At 54.4% G+C, this 16,307-nt stretch carries 16 protein-coding genes, 1 pseudogene, 1 CRISPR repeat array and 1 riboswitch; of the genes and pseudogenes, 10 read left to right on the top strand and 7 right to left on the bottom strand.

Translation table 11 applies throughout. The features are described 5' to 3' along the window. The first annotated feature begins 2 nt into the window (after nt 1–2). Nucleotides 3–1,034 (top strand): CobW family GTP-binding protein, encoded by a 1,032-nt coding sequence (locus tag FKN99_RS11130; RefSeq protein WP_172117906.1) that lies wholly within the window; start codon nt 3–5, stop codon nt 1,032–1,034. 2 nt (nt 1,035–1,036) lie between these two features. Here FKN99_RS11130 and FKN99_RS11125 read toward each other — a convergent pair whose 3' ends face one another. Continuing rightward, nucleotides 1,037–4,108, bottom strand: a complete 3,072-nt coding sequence (locus FKN99_RS11125) for a bifunctional diguanylate cyclase/phosphodiesterase (RefSeq protein ID WP_253927030.1) — start codon at nt 4,106–4,108, stop codon at nt 1,037–1,039. Between the two features lie 471 nt (nt 4,109–4,579). Between FKN99_RS11125 and FKN99_RS11120 the strand changes: the two genes are divergently transcribed. The 3 genes from FKN99_RS11120 (at nt 4,580) to FKN99_RS11105 (ending at nt 6,948) form a co-directional block, all read left to right on the top strand. Beyond that, entirely contained in the window at nt 4,580–4,768 is a 189-nt protein-coding gene (locus tag FKN99_RS11120) for a YqaE/Pmp3 family membrane protein (protein WP_172117904.1), read from the top strand. A 222-nt stretch (nt 4,769–4,990) separates the two neighbouring features. Further along, a complete protein-coding gene (locus FKN99_RS11115) occupies nt 4,991–5,839 on the top strand; it encodes an ABC transporter substrate-binding protein (RefSeq protein ID WP_172117903.1) in 849 nt (282 codons plus the stop codon). Nucleotides 5,840–6,175: 336 nt separating this feature from the next. Further along, nucleotides 6,176–6,341, top strand: a riboswitch (FMN riboswitch). Nucleotides 6,342–6,450: 109 nt separating this feature from the next. Next, nucleotides 6,451–6,948 (top strand): 6,7-dimethyl-8-ribityllumazine synthase, encoded by a 498-nt coding sequence (locus FKN99_RS11105; protein ID WP_087110995.1) that lies wholly within the window; start codon nt 6,451–6,453, stop codon nt 6,946–6,948. 79 nt (nt 6,949–7,027) lie between these two features. On the opposite strand, the gene FKN99_RS11100 is transcribed toward FKN99_RS11105, so the two are convergent. Continuing rightward, nucleotides 7,028–7,483, bottom strand: a complete 456-nt coding sequence (locus FKN99_RS11100) for a GNAT family N-acetyltransferase (RefSeq protein WP_172117902.1) — start codon at nt 7,481–7,483, stop codon at nt 7,028–7,030. A gap of 93 nt (nt 7,484–7,576) precedes the next feature. Between FKN99_RS11100 and pdxR the strand changes: the two genes are divergently transcribed. The 5 genes from pdxR (at nt 7,577) to FKN99_RS11075 (ending at nt 11,775) form a co-directional block, all read left to right on the top strand. Next, nucleotides 7,577–9,055, top strand: coding sequence for a MocR-like pyridoxine biosynthesis transcription factor PdxR (pdxR, locus tag FKN99_RS11095; protein WP_172117901.1), 1,479 nt, complete (start codon nt 7,577–7,579; stop codon nt 9,053–9,055). A gap of 37 nt (nt 9,056–9,092) precedes the next feature. After that, on the top strand, nt 9,093–9,701 hold the full coding sequence (locus tag FKN99_RS11090; protein WP_172117900.1) for a DNA-3-methyladenine glycosylase I: 609 nt from the start codon (nt 9,093–9,095) through the stop codon (nt 9,699–9,701). 181 nt (nt 9,702–9,882) lie between these two features. After that, complete coding sequence (gene pcsA, locus FKN99_RS11085) at nt 9,883–10,608, top strand: phosphatidylcholine synthase (protein WP_319941279.1); 726 nt, start codon at nt 9,883–9,885, stop codon at nt 10,606–10,608. Nucleotides 10,609–10,639: 31 nt separating this feature from the next. Continuing rightward, nucleotides 10,640–11,332, top strand: a complete 693-nt coding sequence (locus FKN99_RS11080; RefSeq protein ID WP_172117899.1) for a uracil-DNA glycosylase family protein — start codon at nt 10,640–10,642, stop codon at nt 11,330–11,332. A gap of 38 nt (nt 11,333–11,370) precedes the next feature. Next, the gene (locus tag FKN99_RS11075; RefSeq protein ID WP_172117898.1) at nt 11,371–11,775 is read left to right on the top strand and encodes a VOC family protein; all 405 of its coding nucleotides are present in this window, start codon (nt 11,371–11,373) and stop codon (nt 11,773–11,775) included. A 110-nt stretch (nt 11,776–11,885) separates the two neighbouring features. Here the strand turns inward: FKN99_RS11075 and FKN99_RS11070 are convergent, their stop codons facing one another. From FKN99_RS11070 to FKN99_RS11060, 3 genes are all read right to left on the bottom strand, one after another. Beyond that, nucleotides 11,886–13,073, bottom strand: coding sequence for an amidohydrolase (locus FKN99_RS11070; RefSeq protein ID WP_172117897.1), 1,188 nt, complete (start codon nt 13,071–13,073; stop codon nt 11,886–11,888). Between the two features lie 91 nt (nt 13,074–13,164). Continuing rightward, nucleotides 13,165–13,341 carry a tRNA-specific adenosine deaminase gene (locus FKN99_RS11065; RefSeq protein ID WP_172117896.1) on the bottom strand — a complete coding sequence of 59 codons (177 nt, stop codon included), beginning with the start codon at nt 13,339–13,341 and terminating at the stop codon, nt 13,165–13,167. Next, nucleotides 13,338–13,970: an ankyrin repeat domain-containing protein gene (locus FKN99_RS11060; RefSeq protein ID WP_172117895.1), complete on the bottom strand. Its 633-nt coding sequence runs from the start codon at nt 13,968–13,970 to the stop codon at nt 13,338–13,340. Before FKN99_RS11060 ends, FKN99_RS11065 begins: the two co-directional genes overlap by 4 nt. A 135-nt stretch (nt 13,971–14,105) precedes the next feature. Here FKN99_RS11060 and FKN99_RS11055 point away from each other — a divergent pair, with 135 nt between their 5' ends. Next, on the top strand, nt 14,106–14,966 hold the full coding sequence (locus FKN99_RS11055; RefSeq protein ID WP_087110977.1) for a LysR family transcriptional regulator: 861 nt from the start codon (nt 14,106–14,108) through the stop codon (nt 14,964–14,966). 89 nt (nt 14,967–15,055) lie between these two features. On the opposite strand, the pseudogene FKN99_RS11050 reads toward FKN99_RS11055, so the two are convergent. Further along, nucleotides 15,056–15,304, bottom strand: a pseudogene (locus FKN99_RS11050) (IS3 family transposase); the annotation flags it as partial. Nucleotides 15,305–15,407: 103 nt separating this feature from the next. Then, nucleotides 15,408–15,632 carry a type II toxin-antitoxin system RelB family antitoxin gene (gene relB, locus FKN99_RS11045; protein ID WP_087110975.1) on the bottom strand — a complete coding sequence of 75 codons (225 nt, stop codon included), beginning with the start codon at nt 15,630–15,632 and terminating at the stop codon, nt 15,408–15,410. Nucleotides 15,633–15,802: 170 nt separating this feature from the next. Further along, a CRISPR array of direct repeats spans nt 15,803–16,076; the repeat unit is 29 nt; unit sequence CGGTTCATCCCCGCGCCTGCGGGGAACGG. Nucleotides 16,077–16,307: the final 231 nt, after the last annotated feature.

Below are 16,307 nucleotides of genomic sequence, written 5' to 3'. Positions count from 1 at the left end.
TCGTGGCAGCGTTGGCAAAAGTGCCGGTTCATATCATCACCGGCTTTTTGGGAAGTGGTAAAACCACCCTCATTCACCGTCTGATTGAACAAAAGCCTGCGCATGAAACGTGGGCCATTTTAGTGAATGAGTTCGGTCAAATTGGTATCGACCAGGCGATGTTTGAGCAACGCGACGATATCGTTATTAAAGGCTTGCCTGGCGGCTGTTTGTGCTGCCAGCTCGCCTTTGTGATGCAGGCAGCGCTTGTTAACCTGCTGGCACGCAGTAAGCCAGACCGCGTGATTATTGAACCCTCTGGACTTGGCCACCCCGCCGGTTTGCTGGACCTGCTGCGCGGCGAGGCCTTTAACGCTGTCGTTGATGTGCGCGATATTATTGCCACGCTGGACCCACGCCGTCTGGATGACCCGCGTGCGCTCAATCATGAAACGTTTCAGGACCAGTTGGCGATTGCCGATGCGGTAGCCATCACTTTATGGGACCAGGCCACCGATCAACAGCAGCAGGCAGCGCAGCAGTTTGCCAATGCCTTATGGCCGCCGCGTAAATGGGTCGAGCCGGTTACCAATGGCGAACTGCCACTTGAACGATTAACACACAGTGGCCAAAGCCCTGCCCACGACCAGGCCGTTCCGGAAGCGCACCGCACGTTAACCGCGCCCCCTGGTTTGGAGGGCGGATTTTTTGACTTTCCACCAGCCAAAGGCGCACCACAGCAGGAAACCGGTGTGGCGCTGGGCTATGTAAGCCTGGGATTGCGCTGGCACCCTGACGAGCACTTTGACCTGGACAGCCTGGCGCAATGTTTAGGTGAATTACCCCGTGATGCCCGTATTAAAGGCGTGTTTCATACGACCAACGGCTGGCAGCAGCTTAACCGCGCTGATGGTGCGCTAAACGTAGAAAGTAGCGCCTGGCGGCAGGACTCGCGGCTGGAAATCATTATCCCTGAAGCGCTGGCGAGTACGGTGCCAGATATCACGGCACTTGCGTCAATGCTCTCCCCCGCGCCATTTCATCAAAACGGCTGATATCAAAAAACATCAAGCTCCGCTTCCAACGCGTCGATGGTGACCGGGCGCCCAAACAGATAACCTTGATAGGCGTGGCAGCCATGGGCGAATAACCACGCCTGCTGCGCCTGCGTTTCGACTCCTTCGGCGATCACCTCCAGGTTCAGGCTTTTTGCCAGCGCAATGGTACTCTCGACAATCGCCGCATTCGCGCTACTGGTCAGCACCTGGCGCACAAAGCTCTGGTCTATTTTCAGTTGGTCCAAGGGTAGTTGGGCCAGGTAGGCAAGGGATGAATAACCGGTACCAAAATCATCCAGTGAGAGGCGAACGCCCAGCGCTTTTAGGAACAACATTTTATCGCGGGCCCTGTCGCGGTCATCCACAAACAGCGACTCTGTCACTTCAAGCTTTAAGCGGTCAAGCGGTGCTTGGGTACGTTCAAAGATAGCCGTGATACGCGGTATAAACTCAGCATCGTGAAACTGCAGAGGGCTGATATTTACCGACATCGTCAAGTGGCAGAACCGATCATGCTGTGCCCAGCTCGCCAACTGGTAGCAGGCCCTCTCCAGCACCCATGCACCTACTTCAATAATCAGGCCGGTACTCTCTAACAGCGGTATAAAGTCCCCGGGTGATACAAGACCCCGCTCGGGATGCTGCCAGCGCAAAAGTGCCTCGACCCCGGTCGTCTTTCCATTTACTTCCACTTGGGGCTGATAATAAAGCTGCCACTGGTTAAGCGCCTGTGCCTGCCGCAAGTCACGTTCCAGACGCGTTGAGGCTAACAGCGTTGCCTGCATATCGGGGTCAAAAAAGCACAGCGTATCACGGCCTCTCGCCTTGGCTTGAAATAGCGCCATATCCGCCTGCTGAAGATACTCATTTTGCTCGTTGGTCGAATAGTCCAAGAGGGTGATACCGATGCTGGCCGTCACGCTGACCGAGTGCTCAATGAGTGAACTGGTACGGCGTATGGCAACCATCAACTTATGGGCGATGAGCTCAGCCAACTGAGCCGCTTTAGCCGCATCGGTATCCAGCGACTGAATGAGTATCGCGAACTCATCACCGCCAAAACGTGCCAAGGTATCACTTTCCCGCAGCTGTTGATGAAGCAGACGCGCAACACCCTGAAGCAAACGGTCACCGATAGAGTGCCCAAACACATCGTTAACCTGTTTGAAATGATCGATATCGATCAGCAGAAGCGCACCATAAGAGCGATGTCGGCGCGCCTCTTTAAGCGCTGCGCCCAAGCGGTCCATAAAGAGGCGGCGATTCGCCAGCCCCGTCACCGAATCATAAAACGCCAGTTGGTGGATCTCCTGTTCAGCGGCTTTGCGCTCGCTAATATCGACAACGGTGGCCACGTAATGGGTTAGCTGCTGGTCAGCATTGCGAATTGAGCTAATAACGACCCACTCGGGAAAGATATCGCCGTTCTTGCGCTGGTTCCAAACTTCGCCTTCCCAACGGCCATGCTGTTTGACGCTGCGCCATAAACGGCGATAGAAACCAGGGTCGTGACGGTTCGAATTAAACATCTTTGCGTCACGGCCAATCACTTCGGCTTCGCTATAGCCGGTAATCTGAGTAAACATGGGATTGGCTTTCAGTATTTTCCCTTCGGCATCCGCGATGATGATGCCCAGGTGTGCCTGAAAAGCGGCAGCCGCGATATTAAGCTCCGCTTCACTCTGTTTGGCTTCGGTAATATCGCGCGCGACCAGCAACGTGCCTGAAAAGCGGCCATCAGGATGCACCAAGGGGCTTACTACGGCCTGAAAAAAGTGTTCTCCCCTGGGCACCCTCAACTGATATTCAAGCGTCACTGCTTGGCGATGCTGCCTTACCTGCTCAAAGACAGTATCAAAGCGCTTGGATAAACCAGCGGGCATTACCTCGTTATAATGTTTCCCTAACAGACTATCGTTGCCTTTCAGCAACATTCCTTCATCCAAGGCATGCGTATAGGTTATTTGATTGTTTTGGTCGAAAACGATGATCAAATCCTGGATAGAGTTAATAAGCGTTCTGAGCTGAGCTTCTCCTGTCTGGGCCTGGGTACGCGCCTGATCAAGCTCTTTAAGGCGATGTTGTAATAACTGAGCTAACCTTATCCGCTTAAGGTAATGACGCACTCCCCATGCACCCAACAACGTAATAGCGATAAAGATACCAATGGTAATCCCGGCGCGCTGACGCCAACCTGCTAACACCTCGTCCAAATTCATACCGACGACCACCCATATCGGATAGTTCTCGACGCGCTGTACCCAAAAAATTCGCTCACGTTGATCCAGAGAAGACCACATCACGTCCGACCACGGGGTCTGGCCGTTGTCCAGGACGCGTTGTATGGTCGCGCCCTCCACTTGCCCCCCGGTTTGCGTGCGCTCGTCACCAGGATTGCGGGCGATTAATGTAAGCGTGGCGTCTACCAGGGCGATGCTTTCACCCTGACGAATTTGCATTTGGTTAACCATGTCGGCAAATGCTTGTGATGCCACACGTGCTGATGCCATGCCCGCAAAGGCACCTGATGAATCTGTCAGACGTAACGCGTGTATCAGAGAGTAGGTTTGTTCCTCGCTGGACCAGTAAAGCGGCGTAACGATGTCCTCCATGGGATAGTCAGGGTCGCTCAAGACTTTATAAAAATCCTGGTGACTAAAATCCGCTCCCTGATAGTGGTTATCTCCACTACTGGCGATCATGATTCCTTGGCTATCCAACAGACCCACTCGTTGGACCGGGGGGGCATAGCGATGACGATCGCTTAACATTCGGGACATTTGCGTGGCGCTGACCACATCAGGCATGTTCTGAAGGTCAGCGACACTGACCAGCACGTGGTACGTTTGAGAGAAGATGCTTTCTACCCACTCACCAATCAGGCTGGCACGCGCATCGCTCTGCGCCTCAGCAGAGGCTATCTCCTGCTCACGCTGCTCCTTTAAAAACCAGCCGAACAGGCTGAACAGCAGCAGTAAAGCAGCAACGTATAACGCGTAGACATTGCGACATTGGCGGCGAAAGGCATCATCGGCATACTTTTCGCTCTCTTTGTTCTGGTCCTTTCTCATCAACATATCTACAACAGGCATAGCGCATCGACCTTGGCCAGAGAACAAAAGAGAACGCATAAATTGATGTGATGATGTACCACGTAAACGTCGTCAGCATTACCCTTTATCCTGCCAACCGTTAGATAGAATAACGGCAAACAATTTAATCATTCCATCCATTTAGAGTGCCTTAGTAACGCGATTTACCATATTACAAACATAAAATGCTCTTCATTGGCGCATGGAGGCAGCAGACAAAAACATTACACTTAATTCTCACTGCTATTCTCACGATTATCTGGCTTTATTATCGCTGTGCGCCAAGGGAAAACGGCATTTCCAGGCTTTGTACGAAAACTGCTTCAATCAACCAGCGGCAGGTTAATGTTGGCAGCGGTGGTGTAATGAATATGCGTAGCAACAGCCAATCTGCAATAATGTGCCATCGGTTACTTAACCTTTCGCTGTTTAGATCAAGGAGAGAATGACATGCGTCTGCTACTCGCCCTGCTACTGCCGTGGCTTCAGTTCTTTACCATCGGTCGCCCTTTTGCCGGGCTTATCTGCCTGGTACTCCAGCTTACTATCATTGGCTGGGTGCCCGCGGCGATCTGGTCTGTCTATGCGTTGAGCCAATATCAAACCGATAAAAAGATTCGTAACGCTTCCGGCAGATAGTCCTCCTGCCCAGCACCTTAACTATCCCGCCCAGTAAGGCGGGATAGTGCTTTATAACGCCCATATACGTGCTCCCCTTCTGACAACGCCAATCCTCGATAGTCCCACCAAAACGAAAAAGTGAAACGTCCTGTTCCATAACACGGTAACGACAGCACCTCATTTTTTTGCCAATATGAGAAATAGTCTCATATAAAACTTTTTCTCATAAAAGGAATACCCATGAAGCCCAAGGTTCTCGTCACAACACTGCTTGTCACAGCGGTTAGCTCTGTTGCTCATGCCCAGGAACGTATTGCCACCTTTGATTTAGGCAGCCTGGATACGCTGGATGCACTGGGTGTTAGTGACCAAATCGTGGGGATTCCCAAACAGATTCTGCCCGACTACCTGTCAACCTATAACGACGACGCGTATACCGACCTTGGCGGCTTACGCTCTCCTGACCTTGAAGCCGTTGCCACAAGCGAGCCCAGCCTTATCCTTTACACTGGCCGTCAAGGCGAGTGGGAAGCGGAGTTCGAAGAGATCGCCCCGGTGCTCAATACCAGCCTACAGGGCGATGATTACCTGGTAGCCTTTGACGACAACGTGCGCCAGCTTGCCAGCCATGCTGGTGTTGAAGAGCGCGCTGAAGAAGCACTAAAAGAGTTGCATGCCGATATTGAAAATCACCGTCAAGCGCTGGATGAAGCGTTGCGCGTACTGGTGGTTACCTCCAATGACGGCAACCTGGGGCTGAACACTCATCCGGTCGTCCATGACGTACTGGGTATCAACACATTAGAAATGCCGGATAGTGTTACCAGCATAACGCGCGGTAGCCGCACCTTTACGCCGCTGACGATGGATGCCATCGGTGAGATCCAACCCGACGTATTGCTGGTGGTTGACCGCAGCGCCGCCATTGGTAACGAGGCCGCTGATTCCGATGCGTTAACGCAAGCGCTAGCAGATGCGGGCACGCCGGATACACGCCTGGTCGTACTGACCCCGGCCCTTTGGTACTTATCCGGCGGCGGTCTGCAGAGCCTGAAACTGCAAGTTGATGAGGTCGTTGAAGCGCTATAAGCGTCTACCACGATGCATGATCAAGCCCCCGTGTCGCTAGACCGGGGGCTTTTCATTAGGTATCAATGCTTAACGTATAAAATGGAGCTCACCAGTCACCCGGGCGGCGTATGTCCATTTAGTTTGGCGACCAACGTGCCCATTTATTGTGATGAGTCGTTTTGACGTATAACGAAGCACTGCCCGCCGCAGGCGCCTCCAATAGTGCCTGTCCCAAACGGCTTACCGAACTGGTAAATGCCGATTGGGTCGATTAAGCAGCACGCTCGACAAGGTTTTACTTGGCCTCTAGCTGCGCATTCACAATCGGCGTAAGATAGGTAGGCTGCTATGCAGCAATGTTCTCAGGGCGGGGTGAAAGTCCCCACCGGCGGTGATGGTGCCTTTCCTAACGAAAGCGGCCTAAGCCCGCGAGCGCTCTCACAGGTCTGCCCGTGAGAGGTCAGCAGATTCGGTGAGAAACCGAAGCCGACGGTGATAGTCCGGATGAAAGAGAACGGCATCCATTCAACGGCGTTATTCCACGGAGAAAGCCCCCTGGAGGCGTACGTTATGCCTATGGCGGATGCCGAATGCCCTGATTCTGGTACCACTTATCCAAGAGAATGACCATGAATCAGACCTTTCCTTTAACACTCTCCTCACATACCACGTCCCAGCGCATTGCGTTTATCCAGGGCCATTGGCACAACGATATCGTCGGCCAGGCCTACCAGGCATTTATTGAGGAAGTGGAGCGCAACGGTTTATCTGCGGACCAGGTGGATACATTTACCGTTTCAGGCGCCTATGAAATTCCGCTGCAAGCCAAGGTACTGGCCGAAAGCGGCCGCTATGGCGCGATTGTCGGTGCTGGCTTTGTGGTAGATGGCGGCATCTACCGCCACGATTTCGTCGCCCACGCGGTCATCGACGGCATGATGCGCGTCCAGCTCGACACCCAAGTGCCGGTCATTTCGGTGGTGCTCACGCCGCACCATTTCCATGAGCACAGCACCCATCACGACTTTTATTTCCAGCACTTCCTCGCCAAAGGTAAGGAAGCCGCCAGTGCGTGCCTGAACACCATGGAGAATCTGCACCGCGCCCGCAAGCTTAGCGACGCGTAAGCACTATCCTGGCCCGGCGAACGCCGGGCCAAGAGCCCCATCAGCGAACATGATTCTCTGCTTGATTCTCCTGCTCTACTCACGCCTCATTCACATCCAGCAGATAGCTATAAAACGCCGTGTTGCGCTGCCAGCCAAGCGTTTCATACAGGTGCTGCGCGTGCTTGTTCTCCACCTGCGTCATCAATACCAGCCTTGCGACACCGTGGTCTTGGGCCAAATCGGCGGCGGCGCTCATTAGCGCCCTACCTACGCCTTGGCGGCGATACTCAGGCAGTACGTAAAGATCGTTCAACGTCCATCGTGCATTCATGCCTACCGTCGATAAGCCGGGAAAAAGCTGCCCAAAACCGCTGATTGTTCCCTGCGCCTCTTCACTCACCAGAATGAACGAGTCGCCCAACCCAAAGCGCTGATTTAAAAAGTAGCGGGCGCCCTTTAGGTCGCTTTGTTGCTGATAAAACTGGCGATAGTCATCCAGCAGCACGCTAAGCGCGTCCAAGTCATCAAGTACGGCAGCCCGAACATTATTCACAGTGGCGCTCCTTAAAAAGAGGTGGGAATAGGCAAGTCTCTCGTTATAGTGGCTCTTGGTGAAGAACCAGTTTATTAAATAGCGAGGGAACCAGTGAAGCAGCGAACGCCGTCGAGTGAATGGCTTATTGATGCCTTGGCGCTACAGATTGGCACCCAAGAAACAACCACGCTGGTACATCAGCTTTACAGCGCGTTGCGCCGTTGGATTCAACACGGCGAACTGGCCGCCGGGAGTCATTTGCCCTCTTCGCGGCACCTGGCGCGCGGCTTGGGTATCAGCCGTAATACCGTGCTGGCAGCAATGGACCGCCTGCTAGCCGAGGGGCTGGTGGTTTCTCGGCGGGGCGCGGGCATGTATGTGGCCAACTTGCCTACGCTACCGACTCATCCCAAGCCACTTTTGGAAACGGCGTTTAGCTACTCAACACGCGGGCAGGCGCTGATTGACCGCTGCGGTACGCTAAGCCAACACTATCAGGCGTTTGCGCCGGGGGTGCCGGGGCTGGATCTGTTCCCCCACGCTCAGTGGCAGCGCCTTTTAAGGCGCCACTATCGCCAGGCCGATACGGCATGGCTTTCCTATCAAACGCATGGCGGCTTGCCCGCGCTGAAAGAGGCATTGGGTGATTACCTGACGCTTTCCCGCGCAGTGCGCTGTCGCCCTGAGCAGATTGTGATCACGCAAGGCGCGCAGCAGGCGTTCGAGCTGGTGGCCCAGCTGCTGACCGATAGCGGCGACACAGTGTGGATGGAAGAACCCGGCTACGGCGGCGCGCAAACCTGCTTTTTGGCAGCGGGACTGAACATTATCCCTGTCCCGGTGGATGAAGAGGGACTAAATCCGTTGCTTTGCCCAGCTAATACGCCTTCGCCGCGATTGATCTACGTGACGCCCTCCCACCAATACCCGAGCGGCGTTACCATGCCGGTTCCACGACGCTTGGCATTACTCGAACACGCCGCCAGGCACGGCGCTTGGGTCGTTGAGGATGACTACGACAGCGAGTTTCGCTACGGCACGCCGCCCACCCCGTCGCTTCAAGGTTTATCGGAACAGGCATCGGTCATCTATATCGGCACGTTCAGCAAGGTGCTCTACCCGGGGCTTAGGCTGGGTTATATCGTGCTGCCCGAGGCGTTGGCCGATACGTTCCGGTTGGCTCACGCCCGCCTGCACCGCGAAGGCAACTATCCCATTCAGTCGGCGCTTGCTGAGTTCATTGCCAAAGGTGACTTTTCACGCCATATCGCCCGAATGCGCATGGGCTATCGTCAGCGCCAGGCCTGCCTGCGCCGTGCACTGGCCCCTGCTATTGACGCCGGGTTAAAGCTCTCCTCAGGCCATGCGGGGATGCACCTGGTCGCCGAGTTGAATACTTTAAATCAGGAAACGCGCCTGGTTGAACTGGCCCAACAGGCACACATTACGCTCTCCCCACTCTCCCGGTACTATCTGGGGAAACCTCAGCGTGCGGGGCTTGTGCTGGGCTATGCGGGTGCGACGGAGGATGAGCTACTACGTGCGGGCCGCTGGCTCAGCCACGCATGGCTAAATCTAACATCGTTATAAATCCTGACATTTTTATAACTAAAACAGGGGAATCACTATGGCGAACGCATTTATCGCCCCCGATGGGCACGCCCGCTGCTACTGGTGCGGCGGTGCACCGGAGTTTCTGCCCTACCACGATAACGAGTGGGGCTTTCCGGTTGATAACGATCAGCGCCTGTTTGAAAAGCTCTGCCTAGAGAGCTTTCAGTCCGGCTTGAGCTGGCGGACGATTCTCAACAAGCGCGAGAACTTTCGCGCGGCCTTTCATCGCTTCGATTTTCATCAGGTCGCGCGTTTTGATGAGCGTGATGTGCAGCGATTACTGCAAGACGCGGGCATTATCCGCCATCGTGGGAAAATTGAGGCAGCGATCAATAACGCGCAACGGGCACAGGAATTAGTCGTACAGGAAGGTTCGCTGGCGGCGTTCTTCTGGCGCTTCGAGCCAGCGCATGATGCGTTAAAAACGCCGCAAACCCAGACCGTCTCGCCTGAATCCATCGCGCTCTCCAAAGCGCTGAAAAAACGCGGCTGGAAATTTATAGGCCCCACTACGGCCTTTGCGTTGATGCAGGCGATGGGGCTGCTCAATGACCATTCGCTGACCTGCGTAACACGTGAACGCGTAGAGCAGGCACGCTTGCAGTTTCAGCGGCCCGTTTAGGGCTTCTACATACGTTAGGACGCCAACAATCGCCTGGCGGACGGCGTCAGAAACGGCCATGCTTAGAGCAGTTCAACGGCCTGCGTATTCTCGGTACGCCTTCTTGTAGTAGTGTATCGACTGACACGCTTATCTATACACCAAACAGCAGCAGAACATAACGTTCTCAACGGGGTTTAATGTGGCTCAACCGCTCTCTTCGCAAGCAGACTCTCACGCATCGCGATGCAAAGCATGGAGCGTACATGCTCTCACCGCTAGCGGCGTACTACTGGGCGTCATGGCGCTATTCGCTTTGATCGACGACAATCCGGTGGCTTGTCTGCTCTGGCTGGGGGCGGCGATGATGGTAGATGGCTTCGACGGCACGTTGGCGCGCAAGTATGAAGTGAAGACCATCCTGCCGCACTTCGATGGCTCAACACTGGATATGGTCATTGATTATCTTACCTGGGCGTTTATTCCCGCCCTGTTTATCTACTACTTTATTGATTTGCCAGCCGGTTTTTCACTGCTGGCGGTGTTTATTATCCTGCTCTCGTCGATGTTCTGTTTCTGCAACACCAATATGAAAAGCCAGGATAACTACTTTGTTGGCTTTCCGGCCGCCTGGAATATCGCTGCGGCCTATTTCTACATTCTCGACTTCCCGCCTTGGCTTACCTTTGCCGCCATCATCGTCCTGGCCATTCTCACCGTGACCCGCATGAAGTTCCTGCACCCCTTCCGGGTGCGCAAATTTATGCCGCTTAATATCGCCGTTACGTTGTTGTGGTGCCTCTGTGCAACGCTTCTTATTCTCCCAAGCACTGAGCATGCTGTTTGGGCACTATGGGGATGGGGCGTCGCCTCGGTCTACTTTTTTGGCATGTGCTTATGGCGGACAGCCCAGGAGTGGTTCGTCTGAACCCGACATTGGTTAACAAGGAGGTAGCACGATGTCGCTAACGCCGACTCAGGAGAAGAAATTCAGAGCCCTGGCAGCAGACATCGAAGGAATCGATGTCGAGGCCTACAAACGCTTTGAGCGCGATCCATTGGCGCCGATCATCGGCTTGGGCAAACCGAACCTGCGCATCGGCTTTTTTGGCCGCGACCCAGGTCGCGACGAGGTGCGTCACGGCGAGCCGTTTATCGGTGCTGGTGGCCAGTTGGCCAGAAAAGCGCTTTATGAGCAGCTCTACGGCGAGACGATGCCGGATTTTGAGGCATCAAAAGCCGTGGGCGAGCACTTTTTCTGGATCAATACCGTGCCCTACAAGCCCGTAGGCAACAAGGCGTGGTCGATGAAGGTTAAGCGTCACTTTCACAGTTTAATGAACGAAGTGCTGATCTCGCGCTGGGAAGGACGAACGCTGATTACGCTGGGCCGAGAAGCGTTCCTGTGGTTCGGTATCGGCCGCTCAAAAGAGGAGCGTGCGCGCCTGGAAGCCTTCTGGAAGCAAGAGGACCGCTTTGAAAGTAGCATTGAGGTGACGCTAGAGGGTGATCATGGAAAAGAGCAAACCTTTACGCTCTACCCGCTGCCGCACCCCTCGCCGCTCAATCAGACCTGGTATGCGCGTTTTCCGGGCCTCTTGAAACAGCGCCTGGAACAGCTGGACGTGCGCCAAGACAACCTCACCCTGTGACAGCGGCCTATTTAAAACAACATCTAAAGGGCACCGCTATGAAACCCAAGATTAGCTTGATTACTCTCGGTGTGCATGACCTGAAGCGTGCCATCCAATTTTACCGGGATGGCCTGGGACTGCCAGAACACGAGACAGACAGCGACGAGGTGGCCTTTTTCAAGATGGAAGGCGCCTGGCTATCGCTGTTCCCCAGAACGGCATTGGCTCAAGACATTGGTATTAGCGATAACTTAACAGGCGGTTTCAGCGGTATCACGCTGGCCCACAACGTCGCCAGCCAAGAGGCCGTTGATCAAGTGCTTCAACAAGCGGTTGCCGCAGGCGCCGAGCTAATCAAACCAGCAGAAGAAGTGTTCTGGGGCGGTTACTCCGGTTATTTTCGCGACCCGGAAGGCCACTACTGGGAAGTCGCCTACAACCCCTTTATGGATCTGACGTGAGTTACTAGCCCAGAGGTTCATCCCCCGCGCCTGCGGGGAGTGGATAAAAGATAAATTCAACATTATTGTCTTTATCTTGAGCTTTCGCACGGGCAAACTCGTGTGTCATTTCAAAACAATCGCGAGCGAATCGACGGGCGAGTTGGTTGAACAATTTTGCCGTGTTGGACCAGCAGTCGCTCCGAGGGCGGTGATGCTACAGCGGCTGCAGCATTGAGTGCGTCCACAATCACGAAACTCGCCTCGTCACCGATCGCGAACCCCGGTAGCGCACGACCAATCGCCCTTGCGGAGTCCACCGAGATCATGTCAAGAGCGACACCCAGTTGTTCGTCGGTATAAAGACCGGAGCGGTAGCCGATCAGCATCGCGCGTTCAAGCAAATCACCATTGCCGTAAGGCCACCACGCATCGCGAATATTATCATTGCCCGCGAATACATGAACGCCTTCCGCGCGAAGTACATCGATCGGTGGGAAGGGATGATCTCCCGGCGCATTGGTTAGTATAGACACGCCCGCTTCGGCGAGGATCGTCGACACACGACGTGCCTCATCACGGCTCACATCGCCAAGTGCGTAAGCATGGCTAATGGTGACGAGGCCCGACATACCGGCTGCTGCCGCTCGTGCGGCAATACGCTCAATCTGCTTGATACCGCCTGCGCCGTGCTCATGCAAGTGGATGTCGATTTTCGCACCGTGGCGCTCGGCCGTGCCAAACACCACATCAAGATGCGCATCTGCGTCACCGTCAAACTCGGTAGGATCAAGCCCGCCCACCACTGTCGCGCCTTCACGCATGGCGGCATCGAGCAGATCCGCTGTACCGGGACTAGACACAATGCCAGCCTGCGGAAAAGCAACAAGTTCTACGTCGACCCGGCCCTTCCACATCTCGCAGGCGGCTACGACTGCATTCAGATTATCGAGTCCGAGCACTGGGTCGATATCAACGTGACTGCGCATTGCTACCGTGCCAAAAGAGTGAGCCTGCGCGAGCAGTGCCTCAGCGCGTTCAACAACCGGCAATGCGCTGGATAGAAGGCACTTTTCAACGTCAAGCCGCTCACGAAGGGAGCCAACCGGACGATGAGGAAACCAACCGTCGCCAACAAAGCTCTTATCGAGATGAATATGGCCCTCCACAAAAACGGGAAGGACAGTCAGTCCATCAAGATCGATTTTTTTGGCGTCGGTTGAGACAGTATCGATAGGAACGAAGCACCCATCGCGCGTGGCGAGATCACTTTTGTTGCCATCAGGGGTCAAAGCGTTGGCGTAAATGCATTCATTCATATCAGTGTGTTTCCAATTCTGGTTTTGGAGTCATACGACTAAGCTCTGCTCAGGAGGAACTGCTCGTGCCTCCGATAGAATCAGGACAGTGCTATTTTCCTCGAAGAGGTAAATCAACGATCCAATCGATAAAATGCCAAGCGGCTGCGACAGCTCGGCTGATCACTTTGCCATCCGTGACCAGCACGGCACCGAATGGACGCCCTCCATTGGCAACATTCTTGTGGGCAAGATTGATCGCCTCGTCCAGATACGCCTTGTCATTCATTTCGCACCCGCCTGTTCTAGCAAACTAGCGATGTCAGCATATCCGCGTTGTCGCGCATGTTGCAGCGGCGTGATCCCTTCCCTATCAGCCAGGTTCACGTCCGCGTTGGCGTCGACCAGCAGCCCCACAATCTCTCCGTATCGCGGTCCGCCATCGCCGAGGATGATAGCCTCCAGCAACGCCGTCCAGCCGAGGTTGTTGACATGATCAATATCCGTGCCGGCCTCTATTAGGGTTCGAACAGTCTCCACATGCCCCCGTTCCGCCGCAGGAATCAGCGCCGTACCTCCATAGCGGTTGACACTCGCCAAATCAGCGCCATGGGATAGCGTCATCTGCAGTATTTCCAGATGTCCGCGTGCGCCCGCATAGAGGTAGGGGCTATCTTCGATGTCGTCTTTAGCATTCACATCAGCCCCGGCGCTAATAAGTAGACGAGCGGTCTCAACTCGGTTCGCATGGGTTGCAGCGAGTAATGCTGTCCGCCCACGACTATCCCGCGCGTCGAGCGGTATATCGCTGGCGATCATTTCTCGAACACCAGCGATATCATCGTTTTCAGCAGCGGAGATCAGCAAAGGATTAGCCTGAGCGACAGGGACTCCGCCAAAAGCAACGGAATCGATCATGGTTATACATCCTACGAGGAGAGTGAAGGCGAAAGTGGCCTGTAAACGGCTGCGCATAAAAGTCCCTTCTTGCTGATAAAAATCATAGACAAAAATATAGTGGACAAAAAAGTCATTTGGAAATTAAATATCTGAATGAAAACCAGTGATAAATCGAATAAGCCGTTCAACTCCGACCTGTTGCGCAGTTTCGTGGCGGTAGTCGACACGCGCAGCTTTACAGCCGCAGCACGGCAATTGAACTCAACTCAATCAACGGTCAGCCAGAAGATAATGAGGCTGGAAGAGGTGGCAGGCGGGCTTTTGATTGATCGCGGACGCAATAGCATCACACCCACCGAGGCGGGCGAGCGACTGCTGGGTTATGCACGTCGTATCCTGGCACTGAATGCGGAAGCTGCCGCCGTCGTGTCTGGAGTAGCGCGTCATATCACCCTTCGGCTCGGTCTGCCCGAGGATTTCGCTTCGGGCCGGGTGACACAAGTACTTGCGGCGCTTGTCCGGCAGCATCCGAACTTGAAGCTGGAAGTTACCAGTGGTCTGAGCCGCAATCTATACGGTGCCTATAATCGAGGGGAGCTGGATCTAGTTCTGGTCAAACAGCATCGCGGCGAGGCCCGCGGAGTAATGCATTGGCCCGAGCCGCTGTCCTGGTATCAAAGCAAAAATCATGCGCTGGCCGATTGCGACCCGCTGCCACTTGTTGCTTTTCCTTCGGATGGATTGTATCGCGCCCAAATGATTACTGCCCTCGATAACGTCAGGCGCGGATGGCATCTTGTTTACACGAGTTCCAGCCTCGCCGGCCTGCTGAGCGCGGTCAATGCCGGTCTCGGGATTAGTCTTCTTCCAAGGCGCGTGGTCAATTCTGGCATGCAAGAAGTTCCGACCTTGCCTGCTGTTGACGCCATGGAAATCGCAATCCACCAAGCGGACCAGGACAGTCCTTTCGTATCCGAGATCATTCAGATACTTGCGGATGAGGTTGAGCGATAGGCCTCTTAGGGATGGTGGTGCCATCGGTCGTCGACAATATAGAAGACTCATTCATCTGAACTGACCCCAAAAACCTGGACAGTAAAACACTAAGCGGACAAGGCCTGAATTCGGTACTGCACCGGGCTCAGGCCTTTTAGTTTGGACTTGATGCGCTCGTGGTTATAGTAATGGATGTAGTGTCGGATGCCCGCCTGTAATTGCTCAATCGTGTCAAAGCGGTTCAGGTAAAAATATTCTGACTTCAGCGTTCCAAAGAAGCTCTCCATCGCGGCATTATCTAGACAATTCCCCTTGCGTGACATGCTCTGGGTCACGCCCTGCTCGGCGAGCTGTCGCGGATCCTCAAGCGGCTGTACCCGCTCGCGCAGGTAGCCACGGATGCGCTTGGCCTCAACATGACCCAACTTCTTCAGCTGCTTGTGGGCGGCCCCCGTCAGCTCAATTTTCCAGCCCAAGATCACGCTCCACGTCATCCAGGGAGTGCGTGGTTTCCTCGCCACGACGCAGACGCTCCAGGGTCTGCTCGGCCAGGTAAACGTCCTCAAGGTCATCGAGGTGCTTGAGAATAGCTTCACGGGCGTAATAGGTCTTGGTGCGGCCGGAGGCCTTGGCCAAGGCCTCCAGGCGCGCTTCGATGTCGCTGGGCAGTCGTATTGCCAACATGATGGTCTCTCCTGGAGATTTGATATACAGGTATAGCATACGCCGCGATCAGCGTTTCAATCAGCATCAAAACCCATCATTTTCAGTGATTTCCGTCTTATCTTGAGTTTGGTTCATCCCCACGCCAGTGAGGAACGTATCTCCATGAGCCATTAGGACGTTCAGGACTTGAGTTCATCCCCGCGCCTGCGGGGAACGGCCCTCCATGCGGGCAGGCAGCACGATATTAGGCGGTTCATCCCCGCGCCTGCGGGGAACGGGACACTGCGGCCATCCAGAATGCTTTTAGCTACGGTTCATCCCCGCGCCTGCGGGGAACGGTCAGGCTGCCCATATGGATATCATTAGTTACGCGGTTCATCCCCGCGCCTGCGGGGAACGGGGCACGTAGAGCTACAGCAGGAGACATGCCGTGCGGTTCATCCCCACGCCTGTGGGGAACGGTCTAATTGTAGATGACTGTTCTGCAAGATAAAAATAGGCAGTAGAAAATCCACCAGCGATTTAGGTCAATTTTTGATCAGAAAGATATTCTTAAAGAACAGTAAAATCAGAACGTTGCAGGAATCTATAAAAATCGCACCAAGCCTCGGTCAAAGGTATAAGTATGCATCGTTTTTATGAAGAGCGACCTCTCTTATGGCATATACATTCGCCAACGGCGGGTTACTCGTA

Origin of the sequence: Halomonas hibernica (assembly GCF_013183775.1) — a bacterium.
Lineage (GTDB): Bacteria > Pseudomonadota > Gammaproteobacteria > Pseudomonadales > Halomonadaceae > Vreelandella > Vreelandella citrativorans.
Note: the sequence above shows the minus strand (reverse complement) of the source record. Positions and strands in the feature narration are given on the sequence as shown.